This is a genomic window from Marinomonas sp. 63XJN7_7_ISO-PGPR-S23-202 (genome assembly GCF_056173505.1).
Genome location: NZ_CM149677.1, coordinates 2,698,862 through 2,715,854 on the forward strand (window position 1 = coordinate 2,698,862; position 16,993 = coordinate 2,715,854).

20 protein-coding genes are annotated in these 16,993 nt (G+C 44.0%); 4 read left to right on the top strand and 16 right to left on the bottom strand.

Annotated features, from left to right (window positions below; translation table 11 throughout):
• The first annotated feature begins 4 nt into the window (after positions 1 to 4).
• Entirely contained in the window at positions 5 to 517 is a 513-nt protein-coding gene (locus tag AC0VYG_RS12490) for a DUF2062 domain-containing protein (RefSeq protein ID WP_475428330.1), read from the top strand.
• Positions 518 to 655: 138 nt separating this feature from the next.
• Here AC0VYG_RS12490 and AC0VYG_RS12495 read toward each other — a convergent pair whose 3' ends face one another.
• From AC0VYG_RS12495 to dapA, 5 genes are all read right to left on the bottom strand, one after another.
• Positions 656 to 1,369, bottom strand: a complete 714-nt coding sequence (locus AC0VYG_RS12495) for an ABC transporter ATP-binding protein (protein ID WP_475428331.1) — start codon at positions 1,367 to 1,369, stop codon at positions 656 to 658.
• Positions 1,362 to 2,606, bottom strand: coding sequence for a lipoprotein-releasing ABC transporter permease subunit (locus tag AC0VYG_RS12500; protein WP_475428332.1), 1,245 nt, complete (start codon positions 2,604 to 2,606; stop codon positions 1,362 to 1,364). Before AC0VYG_RS12500 ends, AC0VYG_RS12495 begins: the two co-directional genes overlap by 8 nt.
• A gap of 71 nt (positions 2,607 to 2,677) precedes the next feature.
• Positions 2,678 to 3,394 carry a phosphoribosylaminoimidazolesuccinocarboxamide synthase gene (gene purC, locus AC0VYG_RS12505; RefSeq protein ID WP_475428333.1) on the bottom strand — a complete coding sequence of 239 codons (717 nt, stop codon included), beginning with the start codon at positions 3,392 to 3,394 and terminating at the stop codon, positions 2,678 to 2,680.
• Positions 3,395 to 3,429: 35 nt separating this feature from the next.
• On the bottom strand, positions 3,430 to 4,410 hold the full coding sequence (locus AC0VYG_RS12510) for a hypothetical protein (RefSeq protein WP_475428334.1): 981 nt from the start codon (positions 4,408 to 4,410) through the stop codon (positions 3,430 to 3,432).
• A complete protein-coding gene (gene dapA / locus AC0VYG_RS12515) occupies positions 4,410 to 5,285 on the bottom strand; it encodes a 4-hydroxy-tetrahydrodipicolinate synthase (RefSeq protein WP_475428335.1) in 876 nt (291 codons plus the stop codon). Before dapA ends, AC0VYG_RS12510 begins: the two co-directional genes overlap by 1 nt.
• 193 nt (positions 5,286 to 5,478) lie before the next feature.
• Between dapA and bcp the strand changes: the two genes are divergently transcribed.
• Positions 5,479 to 5,928, top strand: a complete 450-nt coding sequence (gene bcp / locus AC0VYG_RS12520; RefSeq protein ID WP_475428336.1) for a thioredoxin-dependent thiol peroxidase — start codon at positions 5,479 to 5,481, stop codon at positions 5,926 to 5,928.
• Between the two features lie 100 nt (positions 5,929 to 6,028).
• Here the strand turns inward: bcp and AC0VYG_RS12525 are convergent, their stop codons facing one another.
• Positions 6,029 to 6,922 carry a choline sulfate utilization transcriptional regulator gene (locus AC0VYG_RS12525; protein WP_475428337.1) on the bottom strand — a complete coding sequence of 298 codons (894 nt, stop codon included), beginning with the start codon at positions 6,920 to 6,922 and terminating at the stop codon, positions 6,029 to 6,031.
• A gap of 131 nt (positions 6,923 to 7,053) precedes the next feature.
• On the opposite strand from AC0VYG_RS12525, the gene betC reads away from it, so the two are divergent.
• Positions 7,054 to 8,577, top strand: a complete 1,524-nt coding sequence (betC, locus tag AC0VYG_RS12530; protein ID WP_475428338.1) for a choline-sulfatase — start codon at positions 7,054 to 7,056, stop codon at positions 8,575 to 8,577.
• 218 nt (positions 8,578 to 8,795) lie between these two features.
• Here betC and queF read toward each other — a convergent pair whose 3' ends face one another.
• Genes queF through AC0VYG_RS12545 form a run of 3 tightly spaced genes read right to left on the bottom strand, consistent with a single transcriptional unit; the run spans position 8,796 to position 11,314 of the window.
• Complete coding sequence (queF, locus tag AC0VYG_RS12535) at positions 8,796 to 9,611, bottom strand: NADPH-dependent 7-cyano-7-deazaguanine reductase QueF (protein ID WP_475428339.1); 816 nt, start codon at positions 9,609 to 9,611, stop codon at positions 8,796 to 8,798.
• A 10-nt stretch (positions 9,612 to 9,621) separates the two neighbouring features.
• Positions 9,622 to 10,395 (bottom strand): ABC transporter permease, encoded by a 774-nt coding sequence (locus AC0VYG_RS12540; protein ID WP_475428340.1) that lies wholly within the window; start codon positions 10,393 to 10,395, stop codon positions 9,622 to 9,624.
• 4 nt (positions 10,396 to 10,399) lie between these two features.
• Positions 10,400 to 11,314: an ABC transporter ATP-binding protein gene (locus AC0VYG_RS12545; protein WP_475428341.1), complete on the bottom strand. Its 915-nt coding sequence runs from the start codon at positions 11,312 to 11,314 to the stop codon at positions 10,400 to 10,402.
• 59 nt (positions 11,315 to 11,373) lie between these two features.
• Here AC0VYG_RS12545 and AC0VYG_RS12550 point away from each other — a divergent pair, with 59 nt between their 5' ends.
• Entirely contained in the window at positions 11,374 to 11,781 is a 408-nt protein-coding gene (locus AC0VYG_RS12550; RefSeq protein ID WP_475428342.1) for a PA2817 family protein, read from the top strand.
• A gap of 37 nt (positions 11,782 to 11,818) precedes the next feature.
• Here the strand turns inward: AC0VYG_RS12550 and fabF are convergent, their stop codons facing one another.
• The 7 genes from fabF to AC0VYG_RS12585 form a co-directional block, all read right to left on the bottom strand.
• Positions 11,819 to 13,057 carry a beta-ketoacyl-ACP synthase II gene (gene fabF, locus AC0VYG_RS12555; RefSeq protein ID WP_475428343.1) on the bottom strand — a complete coding sequence of 413 codons (1,239 nt, stop codon included), beginning with the start codon at positions 13,055 to 13,057 and terminating at the stop codon, positions 11,819 to 11,821.
• 103 nt (positions 13,058 to 13,160) lie between these two features.
• The gene (acpP, locus tag AC0VYG_RS12560; protein WP_067017871.1) at positions 13,161 to 13,394 is read right to left on the bottom strand and encodes an acyl carrier protein; all 234 of its coding nucleotides are present in this window, start codon (positions 13,392 to 13,394) and stop codon (positions 13,161 to 13,163) included.
• A 137-nt stretch (positions 13,395 to 13,531) separates the two neighbouring features.
• The gene (fabG, locus tag AC0VYG_RS12565; protein ID WP_475432539.1) at positions 13,532 to 14,266 is read right to left on the bottom strand and encodes a 3-oxoacyl-ACP reductase FabG; all 735 of its coding nucleotides are present in this window, start codon (positions 14,264 to 14,266) and stop codon (positions 13,532 to 13,534) included.
• A 66-nt stretch (positions 14,267 to 14,332) separates the two neighbouring features.
• Positions 14,333 to 15,256 carry an ACP S-malonyltransferase gene (gene fabD / locus AC0VYG_RS12570; protein WP_475428344.1) on the bottom strand — a complete coding sequence of 308 codons (924 nt, stop codon included), beginning with the start codon at positions 15,254 to 15,256 and terminating at the stop codon, positions 14,333 to 14,335.
• Positions 15,253 to 16,203, bottom strand: coding sequence for a fatty acid synthesis protein (locus tag AC0VYG_RS12575; RefSeq protein ID WP_475428345.1), 951 nt, complete (start codon positions 16,201 to 16,203; stop codon positions 15,253 to 15,255). The genes fabD and AC0VYG_RS12575 overlap by 4 nt, the downstream gene beginning before the upstream one ends.
• Before the next feature lie 11 nt (positions 16,204 to 16,214).
• Positions 16,215 to 16,394, bottom strand: a complete 180-nt coding sequence (rpmF, locus tag AC0VYG_RS12580) for a 50S ribosomal protein L32 (RefSeq protein WP_013661159.1) — start codon at positions 16,392 to 16,394, stop codon at positions 16,215 to 16,217.
• A gap of 11 nt (positions 16,395 to 16,405) precedes the next feature.
• The gene (locus tag AC0VYG_RS12585; protein ID WP_475428346.1) at positions 16,406 to 16,957 is read right to left on the bottom strand and encodes a YceD family protein; all 552 of its coding nucleotides are present in this window, start codon (positions 16,955 to 16,957) and stop codon (positions 16,406 to 16,408) included.
• Positions 16,958 to 16,993: the final 36 nt, after the last annotated feature.

Genomic DNA, 16,993 nt, shown 5'->3' on the forward strand with positions numbered 1-16,993 from the left:
GCTTATGCCAAAGCGCTATATAAAAAAATTCATCCCAAATCCTGAAAAACTAAGACAAAACAAAGCCTTGGGCTTATTAGGAAGTCAGATTTATGAACCTGACCTCTGGCATCTTAGTCGCCGATCTGTCGCAAAAGCCTTTTTAAATGGGTTATTTTGGGCTTTTATCCCAATGCCATTTCAAATGCTTGCGTCTGCCCTCGTAGCCATTCCAATCAAAGCGAATATTCCTTTGTCTATCGCTCTTGTTTGGATAACCAACCCACTGACGATGCCGTTTGTCTTTTATTTTAATTACAAATTAGGGTCATGGATACTTGGCTCACATGGCCAAAAAAACTTTCATCTCTCCGTCGAGTGGATTTGGGCCAAACTGGAACATATTTGGCTACCCCTGTACGTTGGCTCAGCCACCGCTGGGCTAGTCTGCGGCATCGCTGCCTACTTTGCTATTTTGTTCGTGTGGCGTTTACACGTTATCAAACGCTGGAAGCAGCGCAAGGTAAACCGTCCATAATATCAGCCAGCAAAACATAAATTATTAGCTGGACACAGCAAAAAGCCAAATCATAAAAAAGCCGCTTAGAGAGTTCTAAAAGCGGCTTTTTCGCTTACTCATAACAGTGAAATGGGTCTATTTGTTAGCATCACGACATTACTCGTTACAAATTGACTCAACTTCCCCAATAATCGGTTTAAGTTGGCCTTTTGACAAACGAAATGCGCTGTCCATCCAGCCAAGCATTTTCTCGTCATGAGTCACTACTAAGAAGGCCATGTTATGACTGATTTTTAATTCATTAATCAGCTTTTGAATCTCCTGAGAGGTGGTTTCGTCTAAGTTCCCCGTTGGCTCATCCATCAACACACAGGCAGGCTTGTTCGCTAAGGCACGAGCGATAGCAACCCGCTGACGCTCACCACCAGAAAGTTGTGCGGGTTTATGATTACCACGCTCTGCTAAGCCGACCTGAGCAAGCAATTGTTTACCTTGCTCAATAGCAACCGATTTTGCAACGCCAGCAATCCACATGGGCATCATAATATTCTCAAGCGCAGTGAATTCCGGGAGCAAATGATGAAATTGATAAACAAAGCCCATGTCTTTATTTCTCATCATGGCGCGCTTTGAATCCTTAAGGCTCGCCCAAGACACATTCGCCAACTTCACTTCACCACTGGTGGCCAGATCTAAGCCAGCCAACAGGTTTAACAAGGTTGTCTTACCTGAACCCGACGCTCCCACGATGGCACAGGCTTCCCCTTTGTGCAAAGTAAAATCAATGGATTCAAATACGTTGACGACCTGTTTACCGTCTTTATAGTGTTTAGATAAGCTCTGGCACTCTAAAACAATGTCTTTACTCATAGCGTAACGCCTCGGCTGGTTCTACTTTCGATGCTCGCCATGCGGGATAAATAGTCGCTGCCACCGTCATAATAAACGCACAGGAAACAATCACTTTGACATCAGACCATTCAAGTTGTGAAGGTAAGTAATCTATGAAATACACTTGTGGACTTAAAAATTGCACATGTAATAGTTCCTGCAGCCAATTCACTAAAGTACTAACATTCAACGCCAATGCAATGCCGCAGGCCAAACCAATCAAGGTGCCGACTAAACCAATAAACATACCCTGAACGATAAAAACACACATGACTTGCCGAGATGTCAGTCCCATAGTTCGCAGAATCGCTATGTCATTGCGCTTATCGGTCACCACCATAACTAAGGTAGACACAATATTGAATGCCGCTACCGCAACAATGAGTAGCAACAACAGCCCGATCATGGTTTTTTCCATTTTAATCGCATGGAATAAATTGCCTTGTGTGCTGGTCCAGTTACTGACGCGATTTTCTCCTGGAATAGCACGAGCAATCTGCCAAATTTTAGTGGGTGCCATAAACAAATTATCAAAACTAATACGCAGCCCTTCGACTTGATTAGGTTTATAACGCTTCAATCGAGCGGCATCTTTGTAATTTATGTACGCTAAAGAGGCATCCAACTGGGCACCAATTTGAAAAATCCCCACCACGGTAAAACGTTTTAATTCTGGAGAAATACCCGCAATCGATACATTGGCCCTCGGCAAAATGGCGGTAACCTTGTCACCGACTCCCACTTGTAACATTTGTGCCAGCTGAGACCCTAAAACGATACCATAAGGCGTTGTATTAAGCGCTTCTAACGAGCCTTGTATCATATGCTTACCAATAATGGAGACTTTTTGCTCCATTTTCGGATCAATACCATTTAGCAATGCCCCATGTACGCTTGAGCCCGCTTGGAACATCACTTGCGCTTCTGTATGGGGAGCAACTGCCTTAACCCCCGGCATCGCCTCAATCTTTTTCATATCCTCTTGCCAATGTGGCAAAGTGGGATTGCCCCACAAAGTCGCTTGAGGAACCATTCCTAATATTCGCTGTTGCAGCTCACGGTCAAAGCCATTCATAACCGACAGTACCGTAATTAATACGGTCACCCCCAGAGCAAGCCCAGCAACGGAAGAAAAGCTAATAAAGGAAATAAAATGATTGGAACGCTTTGCTCTCGCATAACGCAAGCCAATAAGAACGGGAAGAAAGTTAATCAAAGTGAGTCCTTATATACGAAAAATGAAGGAGGCATAAAAGCCTCCCTCATCATTTACGGCGTCACCAAGTGTTAGGCATCAAAATCAATGCCAATACGACGACCTACGTCTTCGTATGCCTCAATAACACCACCTAACCCCTGACGGAAACGATCTTTGTCTAATTTTTCTTTGGTGTTGGCATCCCATAAGCGGCAGCCGTCTGGAGAGAACTCATCGCCTAAAACAACTTCTCCCTTAAACAGACCAAACTCTAACTTATAGTCCACCAGCATCATGCCACCATCAGCAAACAATGCTTTCAAGACATCATTTACTTTGAAGGTAAGCGCTTTTGCCTTTGCCAAATCACTGGCCTTTGCCCAACCAAAAGCTTCAACATGAGACTCGTTGATCATGGGATCGCCAAGGGCGTCATTTTTCAAGAAAAGCTCGAAGGTTGGTTTCGTCAAGACAAGCCCTTCTTCCACCCCAAGACGACGACACAAACTGCCTGCCGCTACGTTACGGACAACGCACTCTATTGGCATCATATCAAGGCGTTTAACAAGGCTTTCTGTGTCGCTTAACAATTTTTCAAAATGTGTGGGAATGCCAGCTTCTTGCAACTTTGTCATGATGAAAGCATTGAACTTATTGTTCACCATACCCTTACGGTCAAGCTGTTCGATTCTTTTACCATCAAATGCTGACGTATCATCACGAAATACCAGAACCATTTTGTCAGGGTCATCTGTTTCAAAGACAGATTTGGCTTTACCTGCGTATAGCTCTTGTCGTTTTTCCATTGGAGAGTCTCCGATTTTTGCTGTGAGGGTTAATCTTATTTCGCTATAAAGCGTTGCACCAATTGGAACGACGCCAATTTTGGATCAGTCACTTTAGACGCATCGATCACTAAAAACTTACCATCCCGTTGGGTTCGTATTTTATACGGAAACGTCTGCTTATCCAGTTGCGTGTTAGACTGGGCATCTTGCTTATCAATCGCCAACCTATCTGCTTGACCATCAACAAAATGTAATCCCGCCGCTTTTATCTGAGCCGCTAGATCAGTCGTGGTTTTAAGACGAACGGCAAAAATGCCTCTTTGATCCACCCAAATTGGAAATGGCGAGTTTTCGCCCCGCTGAGAAAGGTAGGCGGACGCTTCACTGATTTGGCGGCCTAAATTTCCCCATAATCGAATGGCATCAATATAGCGCTTAGGATCTTTCTCTGGACTCTGCCAAGGTGTGACATCTTTACCTTGCTCTTGTTGCTTATACTGCATTGATACAATCGTGTCATTTCCAGATGCTTTAAAGGTAAAGGAGAAGACTGTTTTTTCAGGAAAATTGCGGGTAAAGGTACTAGCAACTGATGCCCAAAAACCTTCTTTCTCAAATTCAAAGGGAACACTGATTATTTGGTTGTCTTTATCCGTTGCAATAGCATCACCCTGACCATGCAAAGCCCCTAAAAATCCCTTAACCATCTCTTTGGTTTTACTCAAACTCGCAGGTACATCAAAGACCATCCGATTGGACTCGTTAGAAACGGGGATCTTAGTCATTGGATAAAAGATAAAAGGCGCTCTGGGCGTAACAAATTTCCCTGTTGGTTTCAGATTTGGGATTTCACTTGCATGAGGAATGACCAAATCGTCCCGCAATTGAAGTGAACCAGGCGGCTCTTGCAGTTTAGTCGTGTTGGAAACAGCATATTGATAATCGTTAGCATGATCCGTCAACATGGAGCTACAGCCAGACATTGCCAATGCGAGTACACCTGCACTGGCGAGTTTAAAAGAAGTATTTTTCATTAAAAGATTCCCGCTTGAACCATCGCTTGTTTTACGGCTTCATGATGGGCTGCCGACAGTTCTGTCAAAGGCAAACGAATGCCTGTACCACACAACCCCATTTGAGCACACGCCCATTTAACAGGAATGGGGTTGGATTCGACAAATAGATTCATATGCAAAGGTGAAATGGTTTGATCAATTTCGTGAGCGCCTTGAGCGTCTCCTGCTATCGCCAATTCTGCCGCTTTAGCAACCGCTTTAGGAGCAACATTCGCTGTCACCGAAATATTACCTTTGCCACCCAAAAGCATCAAACCTACCGCCGTAGGGTCATCGCCTGAGTAGACAAGAAACTCACTCGGTACGGCTTCAATCAATGCCTTACCTCTTTCCAGATCACCCGTTGCATCCTTAATACCCACAATATTGGGAATACTAGATAAACGCACTACCGTTTCATTTTGCATATCGCAAGCGGTCCGACCTGGTACATTATACAGAATCTGGGGAATATCAACGGCTTCAGCAATGGCTTTGAAATGCTGAAAAAGCCCTTCCTGAGTCGGCTTATTGTAATATGGCGTTACCAATAGACATGCATCAGCACCCGCCTCTTTGGCTCGGCGAGTTAAATCAATAGCTTCGTGTGTGGAATTCGCCCCCGTCCCTGCGATGACAGGAATGCGGCCATTCACGGTGGCAATCACTTGACGGATAACATTAGCGTGCTCTTCATGAGTCAATGTAGAAGACTCGCCTGTCGTGCCAACTGCAACTATGCCGTGAGTTCCTTCTTTGATATGAAACTCAATCAGATCATCTAACTTTTTCGCGTCAACCGCTCCATCTGATGTCATAGGGGTAATGAGAGCGACTAAACTGCCTGTGATCATTTTGAGCCTCCAATTAATTATAAGCGTGCATATAGTACCGTTCAGACTGAGGTTTAACAATCATTCAGGGACGTAAAGCACGAGTAAATTACAAGGAAACGATTTTTGAGGGGGATTTTTCTCTCGACTGTTGATAAGCTAATAATATTAAGCGATTTTTTACCTTAACCATAACGGAATCGGAGATGAAAGTATGTCACTAAAAGTTGGCGATATTGCCCCTGACTTCTTAGCAAGAGACCAGCACGGCGAAAACATCACTCTAAGCCAATTTAAAGGCAAAAAGGTGATTTTATATTTTTACCCAAAGGACTCCACACCTGGTTGTACTGCTCAGGCTTGTAACTTGCGCGATAATTACGAAGAGCTGCTGGAAAAAGGCTATGTAGTTTTGGGGGTCAGCACAGACAGTGAAAGGCGTCACCAAAACTTTATCGCGAAAAACGAACTCCCCTTCTCCTTAGTTTCCGATACTGAGCGAGTAGTGCATGAACTCTATGGCACATGGCGACTGAAAAAATTCATGGGACGTGAATCTATGGGCACGGTTCGCACCACGTTTGTTGTCGATGAAAAAGGCGTTATCAGTAAAATCATTCAGAAAGTGAATACAAAAGATCACACCGCTCAAATTTTAGACTAATCCCTAAAATACTTTTCTACCCTATGGGACGTTTCACGACGTTCCATAGCATCAGCACTAACAACAATAAATGCTTAACTGATTGATTGCGCTAGTTGCTTTAGGATTTGAGCCAATCAAGAAAGGCCTCAGTAGAAGCCGATGGCACGCGGTGATTAGACTGCACGATGTGATAGCCGTTATTAGACTGCACGGTAAAATCAGGCAAAGCGACCAATACGCCACTTTGTATATAGTCATCCAAAAGAGGGGACCAACCAAGGCCAATCCCCTGTCCTGAAATGGCAGCTTGAACCAAAAGCGTGTAGTTATCAAACTCCATCACAGAATCGGACGGTTGCCATTGGGTACCATGCAAATGAAAAAGCTGCTCCCAATCCATCCATTTTTGGTTTATGTCCGCATTCAATTTAAGCAAGGGCGCTTTCACCATATCGGTAAGCGCCGTAAAACCAGAAAACTCCTCAAACAATTTCGGACTACAAACCGGATAGACTCTTTCAGATAATAATTTTTCCGACTGATACCCTTGATAGACCCCCTCACCAAATAAAATCGCTACATCCGAATCCATTGATGGTAAATCTGTCCCTGACTGGGATGTTTGAATGCGAATATCAATCTCTTTATGCAAGCACCGAAATTCAGGCAATCGTGGCATCAAATAAAAAGCAGCAAAAGCAAAATCTGTGACCACAGTAATTCGACGCGGCGCGGATTTTTGCTTTATTTTTTGCAGCACTTCTCGCAAATCTCGCAAACTTGACTGTGTCGTTTTTAGCAAAATATGGCCTGCATCCGTTAGCACCACACCACGATAAATACGCTCAAATAATGACACACCGAGAGATGTCTCCAAAGCCCGTATCTGCTGACTTACCGCTGGCTGGGTAGTACCCAACTCATGAGCAGCCGCGGTAAAACTAAGCAACCTTGCCGATGCCTCAAAAACGACAAGCCACTGGAGTGGTGGCAACTCTGAATCAACTAACATAAGTAAAACTTATCCTATACATAATATTTTAGTCAGTTTACAGCGGTTTTTTCATAGCGCAACCTAATGCCATCCTATGTAACGAGAGACCATTGACTTTCATTTTAGCATTCATTCCATTAGAGGTAATTATGACAACAAAACAACCGAATATTCTTTTTATTATGGCTGACCAAATGGCGGCATCCGCACTGTCGATATACGGCCACCCCATTGTCAAAACCCCTCATTTAGATGCACTCGCCAATGAAGGAGTGGTCTTTGATTCCGCCTACTGTAATAGCCCCCTTTGCGCGCCCTCTCGTTACACGTTAATGACGGGGCAGTTACCAAGCAAGATAGGAGCATACGATAATGCCGCCGACTTGCCTGCCGATATCCCCACTTTTGCACACTACTTACGTGCACAGAATTACCAAACGGCCCTGTCTGGCAAAATGCATTTCTGCGGCCCCGATCAGCTCCACGGTTTCGAAGAAAGACTGACAACCGATATCTATCCGGCCGACTATGGCTGGTTTCCAAACTGGGATGACTTAAAGACTCGCCCTACCTGGTACCACAATATGTCGTCTGTCACACAAGCAGGACCATGCGTAAGAAGCAATCAGTTGGATTTTGATGATGAAGTGGTATTTCATGCCCAGCGCTACCTTTTTGACTACGTAAGAAGCAACCAAGATAGGCCCTTCTGTCTCACCGTCTCTATGACACACCCACACGATCCTTACGCTATTGCGCAAGAATACTGGGATCGATACAAGGATGAAGAAATAGACCTACCGACAGTCACCATTAAAAAAGCCGATCAGGACCCACATTCTGCACGCCTACAAGAAGTTTATGCCTATTACGATCAAGACATTAGCGAACAGCAGATACGTAATGCTCGACGGGCATATTACGGCGCGATTAGCTATGTAGACGACAAGGTTGGCCTGTTGCTCAAAACACTCAAAGAAACGGGCTTAGACAGCAACACTATTATTGTCTTTTCTGGAGATCACGGTGATATGCTGGGCGAACGCAATCTTTGGTACAAAATGTCCTTCTTTGAAGGCTCAGCCAGAGTCCCTATGATTGTTCACGCACCAAAGCACTTCAGTGCTAAGCGTGTCAAAGAGTCCGTCTCGACCATGGATTTGTTACCTACCTTTCTTGACATCGCCACGAACAGCCAAGACCACACCTACGCCATGCCCATTCAAGGTCAAAGCTTGATGCCCCACTTAAAAGGGCTTGAAGGTGGGCATGATGAGGTGATTGGCGAATACTTTGGCGAAGGCACCATTGCACCACTCTTTATGATTCGACGTGGACAATACAAATACGTCTACTGTCAAGCCGATCCAGATCAGCTATTTGATTTAGAAAATGATCCACAAGAGCTTAGTAATCTAGCAACACTCCCTGACTTCAGCGAACAACTCAACGCCTTTAGACAAGAAGCCCTCAGTCGCTGGAATTCAGACAAGTTGACTCAAGATGTCTTAGTCAGTCAGCGCCGCCGCCGACTCATTGTCAAATCGATGGATATTGGCAAAAAAACACCCTGGGATCATCAGCCTATTTTTAATAGCAGCGAAATGTATATGCGAAACCACATTGACTTAGATGTCTTAGAACAACGCTCAAGGTTCCCAAAAGTATCATAACCCTCTAATAGCCATAAATAACGAAAGCCAATATCCACACAAAGGAGCAGTCTAATGACACCACCAAAACCAATTCATCGCCAATGCAAAACAAAAGAACCAAAAATTTCGTGTTGCTGCAAAAAATTGGACAATCAGGTGCGTACATAACCCAAAAAACCACCTTGTCATACCTGAACAAGGTGGCTTTTTGATCTGCTAGCTATATAAGCAACGAACTACTGTCTTGTCAGGCGATCATTACCCAATACTAACGGCATAGAAGAGCGGTATGGATTAATATCCAATCCGCCACGGCGAACATAACGAGCATACACAATCAAACTTTCAGGCTGGCACTGTCGCATAATATCAATATAGATGCGCTCCACACATTGCTCATGAAAATCCGTGTGCTCACGAAAAGACACAATGTATTTTAATAAGCTCTCATGAGCAATTTTTGGTCCTTTATAATCAATAAACACGGATCCCCAATCGGGTTGATTGGTCACAGGACAGTTTGATTTAAGCAAGTGACTGACCAACCGCTCTTCAACAATGCCAGCATCATGATTGAGGGTCAGTAGGTCGGCATTGGGGTGGTATTCATCAATCTCGACATCCAGCTCATCAATACAATAGTCAGGAGTGAGTACGACAAGAGACGACATGGAGTCGACTTCTCGAAGAACAACCGTCACGGTAGCACCTGCGGCATTGGATAGATCTTTCTGTAGAACCGACTGAACCTCTTCTTGTGAACCATAACGCATCTGATTCAAAGAATTTAAATACAATTTAAACGATTTCGACTCAATAATATTAGGTGAGTCGCAGGGCAAACGAAATTCAGCCAACGCAACCATCGGCTTGCCTTTACTGTTTAACCATGAGACTTCATAAGCGTTCCAAATATCTTCGCCGTAGAAAGGAAGGCGCTCAGAGGCGACCCCCATTTCCATCCATTTATCAACTCGAGCAATGGGATAAAGCAACCCTGGATCGTATTCAGAAACGTATACAGTTTGCTGACCTAAGGGTAAAGTGCCCATATTTATTTCCTCAACTTCTAATGCCTCTGCCTTTATTAAGCAAATGCAAACCAAATGTAAACAATACTACGATAAAAATGATGACAATCACTAGGGCCATATATACATTAATATCAGAAACGCCAAGAATACCGTATCTGAAAGCATTTACCATATAAAGAACAGGATTGAGAAGCGATACATGCTGCCAGAAGCTAGGTAATAAGTCGATCGAATAAAAAACCCCTCCCAAATAGGTCAATGGAGTTAAAATAAACGTCGGTACAATAGAAACATCATCAAAGCTTCTTGCGTATATAGCATTCACAAATCCGCCTAAGGAAAACATAATAGCGGTTAAGCACACCACGGCAATCGTCAAAAATAAATTTTGTAAATGTAGGTGAGTAAAAAACAACGACAAAATTGTCACAATGCCGCCTACAAACAGGCCACGGGCCACGCCACCTAATACATACCCCACCAAAATCACCCAATTAGGGGTTGGTGATACCAATAGCTCCTGAATACTATGCTGAAACTTTGCTGAGAAGAACGAGGACGATACATTCGAATAAGAGTTGGTAATCACAGACATCATAATCAAACCTGGCACAATGTACTGCATGTAGCTAAAGCCACCCATTTGACCAATTCGACTGCCAATCAAATTACCAAAAATAGCGAAATACAAAGACATGGTAATCGCTGGCGGCAATAAAGTTTGTGGCCAAATACGAGTGAAACGACGTATTTCACGACGCAAAATAGTATAAAAGGCGATAAAAATTTCCGAATTAGACATACAATTAACCTTTAATCAATTTGACGAAGAGCTCTTCGAGACGATTCGATTTATTTCTCATACTGATCACATTAACACCAGCCTCATCTAGTGCTTTAAAAATATGATTAATCGATTGCCCTTTGATCACCTCTACTTCAATAGTGGATAAGTCCTTGCTTAGTTTTGTCGCATAACCATCAACATGCCAGTCATCACTCACTGGTTGATCAAGGTCTAAAATAAATGTTTCTTGATTCAAGGTTTTTAATAACGCCTTGACACTGGTATTTTCAACAATTTGCCCACTATTAATAATGGCTATATTACGACACAATTGCTCAGCTTCTTCTAAATAATGGGTAGTCAGAATGATTGTCGTGCCCTGCTCATTAAGATTTTTAATAAATTCCCACATAGAACGACGTAGCTCAATATCCACCCCCGCCGTTGGTTCATCTAAAATAAGCACTTCAGGCTCATGAACCAAGGCGCGAGCAATCATTAAACGACGCTTCATCCCACCTGACAGCATGCGTGACTGGTCATCTTTTTTGTCCCACAAGTCTAATTGTTTTAAATATTTTTCAGCTCGCTCTTCAGCGACTTGATGACTGATACCGTAGAAACCAGCTTGAGTCACAACAACATTAAAAACGGTCTCAAACACATTGAAGTTAAATTCTTGTGGCACAACACCAAGGTACTGTTTCGCCTTGGCAAAATCTTTATCGATATCAGCCCCAAAGATAGACACTTTCCCTGAGGTCTTGTTTACCAGAGAGCATAAAATACCAATGGTTGTGGATTTGCCCGCTCCATTAGGGCCAAGCAAGGCAAAAAAGTCTCCCTTTTCAACATTTAGATTTATTCCCTTAAGGGCTTCAAATCCACCTTCATAACGCTTTTTAAGATCACTTATTTCAATTGCATATGTCATAATGGTATATCTCGTTAGGCTATAGCCAACTTAATCGTTACATTTAAATAGGTTTTTACGTGGAATCTCGCAATCAATACATTCTTAACGCTTTTACAGAACTACGCCAACGCATCGCAGGGCACGACCCATTCAATAGAGAAGATCTGGCCGAAGAAGAAGTTGATTTTCTTGAAAAATGGGACCAATTGGAGCCCAACATAGAAGCGAACAACGTAGACTATATATTTGACGCACAAGAGCTACTATCACGCTTTATTCGTTGCTACCCCAACCTAGTCCCTCTCATTAAAAGAGAGCTACTTTGGTTTGTTGGAGGCGAATGCTTGCATTTCCTAGGGGATGAAGAAATTTCGCTTTATCAACACCTTGAGGAACACCTTTATGAACTCGATTCACAAGGCAAAACTTACAATATTTCAAAAGAAATTAGCGTACTCAGAGGCGACTTAACGCAACGACATTAACAAACACTTCAGGGCAGTTGCACTGCCCTGAATAAAATCATACCCGCTTAAACACAAGCGTGCCGTTTGTACCGCCAAAGCCAAATGAATTATTCAATACCACATCGATTTTACGCTTTTGTGGGGTCGATGCCACGTAATTCAAGTCACACCCTTCGCTTGGGTCTTCTAAATTTATTGTAGGTGGCGCAACTTGATCACGAATGGCTAAGATAGAAAAAATGGATTCTACTGCCCCTGACGCCCCTAACAAGTGCCCAACCATGGATTTAGTTGAACTGATCGCAACATCTGATGCATCAGCCCCCATCAAAAGTTTTACCGCTTGCGTTTCTGCCAAATCACCTGCCATCGTGGAGGTGCCATGAGCATTAATATAATCCACTTCATGAGAAGCAATAGCGGCATCTTTAATCGCTGCATTCATGGCAGCAAACGCGCCTTCTCCCGTTTCTGGAGGGGCTGTAATGTGATACCCATCATCACTCATACCAAAGCCTGCTAACTCGGCATAAATGGTCGCGCCACGAGCAACAGCATGTTCATACTCTTCAAGAACCAAAATCCCCGAACCTTCCCCCATCACAAAGCCATCACGATCTTTATCCCAAGGTCGGCTCGCTGTTTTAGGGTCATCGTTACGAGTCGATAACGCTCTTGCTGCACCAAACCCACCGATACCCAACGGCGTGATAGCCATTTCGGTACCACCAGCCACCATCACATCCGCATCTCCATAGGAAATCATCCTAGCGGCCATACCAATGTTATGAGTACCCGTTGTGCAGGCGGTAACGATAGAAATATTCGGCCCCTTAAAGCCAAAGCGTATCGCTACATGACCAGAAACCATATTGATGATTGCACCCGGCACAAAAAAAGGTGAAATACGCTTAGGGCCAGATGCTTTTAAAAGGTCGAGGTTTTTTTCTATCATCGGCAAACCACCAATGCCAGACCCTATAGCACAGCCCACGCGAGTCAAATCCGCTGTTTCTGCATTCAGCTTTGCATCCTCAATAGCCTGCATTGCAGCAGCAATACCATATTGAATGAAAAGATCCATTTTTCGGGCTTCTTTAGCACTCATATATTGAGTCACATCAAAGCCTTTCACCTGAGCTGCAAAACGTGTAGAAAATTGACTAGCATCAAAAGAAGCAATATCAGAGACACCGCTTTTCCCTTCCAATACATTATCCCACGTGTCTTTTACATTGTTGCCAAGGGGTGTCACCATTCCCATTCCAGTGACGACGACTCGACGACGCGACATAGGATTCCTCCAAAAATAGCCCTAAACCTTCAGGGACTTATTAATAAGAAAAGCCGCTGTAACGAATACAAGCGGCTTTTCGGGAAACTCAATTCACTGAAAATTACAAGTTAGCGTTAATGTAGTCGTTCGCTGCTTGCACTGTAGTGATTTTTTCAGCTTCTTCATCAGGAATTTCAGTATCAAATTCCTCTTCAAGAGCCATAACCAATTCAACAGTATCTAGGGAATCGGCACCCAAGTCATCAACAAAAGATGCTGAAGGGACAACCTCTTCCTCTTTAACACCAAGCTGTTCGCATACGATTTTTTTAACGCGTTCTTCAATGCTACTCATTAGAAGTTCCTACTTTACTCGTTAATAGCTCATTTTGAGCAATATTATAATGTTCGACAACCTAAACTAAAAGGCGTGATTCTCAACATGAACCGGAGACGTATTTTCGTCGAATTAAACATAAAATTCAACTCAAATTACGACATATACATGCCACCATTGACATGTAATGTTTCACCGGTAATGTAAGCTGCGCCATGAGACGCTAAAAATGCGACAGCTGCCGCGATTTCTTCTGGTTGACCAAGACGCGAAGCCGGTACTTTTGATACCAAGTTCGCTTTGTGCTCTTCAGGAAGCACCTTAGTCATATCCGTTTCAATGAATCCTGGAGCAACACAATTAACTGTGATGCCTCGGGATCCAATTTCTGCTGCCAAAGAACGACTAAAACCTTCTAGCCCTGCTTTGGCTGCAGAGTAATTAGACTGTCCGCCATTGCCCATAGAGCCAACGACTGAACTAATGCTAATAACACGACCAAATTTTGCCTTGGTCATGCCACGCAAGCAAGCTTTTGTGACACGAAAAACAGATGTTAAGTTAGTATTAATTACTTGATCCCATTCATCTTCTTTCATGCGCATCATTAGGTTATCACGAGTTATCCCCGCATTGTTAACCAAAATTGTAGGCGCCCCGTATTCTGCGTTAATTTCTTTGATTACCGCATCAACAGACTCGCTAGATGCCACATCCAACACCCAACCCTTGCCATTTCTACCAAGATATTCGCTAATGCTCTGAGCACCAGACTCGCTTGTCGCTGTTCCGATGACCGTCGCACCTTGCTTAACAAGAGCAATCGCAATGGCTTTACCAATGCCTCGAGTTGCCCCTGTTACCAGTGCAATCTTGCCTTCCAGACTCATCATTGTCTCCAATTTTCGATTTACTTAGTTGCTATATGGTACTAAAAAACTCTGTCACAACCCTAGTTACGCAGAAATTGCTGCTTCAAAGCCACTTAAATCCCCTAAGGACGAAGCAGCCATACCTTTAACGATACGTTTATTCAAGCCACACAAGACCTTGCCAGGACCACATTCTAAGGTAGTGTTTACACCCAATTCGGCCAGCAACTCAATGGATTGAGTCCATAAAACGGGCTTACTCAATTGAGACACCAAGTTGGCCTTAATCACTTTAGCATCAGATACCGCTTGAGCACTGAAGTTTTGAACCAAAGTACACGTTGGCTCATTAAATTCGATTGAAGCAAGTTTTTCAGCTAACTTTTCGCCAGCAGGAACCATCAGCTCACAATGAGAAGGCACACTAACAGGGAGAGGCAATGCGCGTTTTGCTCCAGCCTCTTTAGCAAGACCCATTGCCTCTTCTACCGCCTTAACGTGACCCGCAATCACCACCTGGCCTGGCGAGTTGAAATTCACCGCACTAACAACCCCTTTTGCCGCTTGACAAGCCGCAATGACCTCGTCATCACCTAGGCCGATAACCGCCGCCATTGCTCCTTCACCTGCAGGCACCGCATCCAACATGTATTCACCACGTAGCTTAACGAGTTCCACGGCTTCTAAAAAGGAAATAACACCAGAACACACCAATGCGGAATATTCACCTAAACTATGGCCAGCAACATAAGCAGGCTTTGCCCCCCCTTGCTGCTCCCACAAACGCCACAAAGCAACACTGGCTGTTAACAGAGCAGGTTGTGTTTTATCGGTTTGATTTAGCTTATCTGCGTCATTTTGAACAAGGTCCCATAAGTCATAACCAAGCACTTCTGACGCTTCAGCGAAAGTCTGGCCGATAATGTCATACTTCTCAGCTAAATCTGCCAACATACCCAACTGCTGGGAACCCTGCCCAGGAAAAACAAAAGCTAACTCATTACTCATTTAGATTCCTCATTATCAAGTCGCGCAGTGATAGCCTTAGCCAAATCCGCTTGCGCTATGTCAATTCCATACTCTATCGCCCCGATCATGGCCGCTAAATCCGACCCTCCGTGACCTTTTACCAAATTACCGTTCACCCCCACAAGGCAAGCCCCATGTCGACGCTTAGTTTGGTAAAACGTCTCGAACAACGATTGATCCCCGCCTTGCGCTTTCAGCTGCTTCATCAGAAAAGACAACAACCCCTCTGACGCTTTTAATACTGCATTTCCTACCATGCCATCACAGACAATGACATTTTTCTCACCATGGAACAGCTCACTTCCTTCGGCGTAGCCTAAATAAATAGGCCAAGTTTTATCAGAAAGCAATGTATCCGTTTGACGAATAACAGAACTGCCTTTCGTGCTTTCCACCCCAACATTTAACAAGCCGACTTTCGCGACTTCATGACTCAGCGCTTCAACATAAGCCGCACCAAGCCGTGCAAACCCCTCCAGCATCGAAGGCGGACAATGAACATTTGCTCCCAAATCCACCAGACAACGCAGCGGGTCAGCATGCAACTCGCGAATTAGCGCGGGATACAGCTTAGGGCGAATCACACCTAGCAAATGCCTTGCCAGAGCAACCACTGCACCAGTATTGCCAAACGTCACCACCACATCAGCACCATCATGTAAGCTGGCAATCGCTTTATAAAGAGTACTGTCCCGACGTTTAAACAAAGACAGAACAATATCGTCCTCTGGATGGATTTCATCCAAACAGGACACAAGCATTAACCGATTATGGCGAATTGGGGGAATACATTCTGATGTTAAATAAGAAGAGTAGTAGAGGGTAATTTCTACATTAGGATACTGAGAAAGCACCTCAAGCGCACTTTCAAATGCAATGCGGGGACCTAAGTCCCCGCCCATAGCGTCTAAAGCTACCCTGATCATGGGTATCTTAGTTACTCACCTTTAGGGGTGATAACTTGACGACCACGGTAGAAACCGTCTGCAGAGACGTGGTGACGACGGTGAAGTTCACCAGTAGTCTGTTCTACAGATAGAGTTGCACTTGTCAAAGCGTCATGTGAACGGCGCTGGCCGCGACGTGAACGTGTCACTTTACTTTTTTGTACTGCCATTTTTGGAGCTCCTAACTTTTACTTGGCTTAAAATTAGCCAATATACTAAATGGATTCGGTTTTTGTTCGTCATCCGGTGCGTCATCGGTAGACGAGGCATACTTTACAGCTGTTGGGTTGCAACCACTTTCTTCATGATAGGCGACGATAGGCAAAGCGAGTATAATTTCTTGCTCCACCATGTCTGCCAAGATTACTTCACCATCGGTCATGACAACAGGGTCATAATCATTCGGTATATTTTTTGCGTGCTCTTCGTCATAAACGAAAGCAAGCGATAAATCGACCGCCAGCTCCTGTGAAACCGTGTCCATACAACGTTGACAAACAACCTGAACAACAGTCTTTAAAGAACCTGTGGCAATGTAGTGCCTATCTTCATCAACTCTAAAGTCTAGATGAATAAACGCATCACCCTCATCAGACGCCAAGACAGCACAAAGCTCCTTAAGCTGGTTAAGGGGCAAGTACCCTTCAATCGCTGACTCATGGTGAGCGTATTTGCGAGGGTCAAAATATTTAGGTAATGAGTCATTCAACATGGCGGCAAATAATATGGACAAGTGCCCGTCTTGTCAAAGTCTAAGTGCATTCTAAGG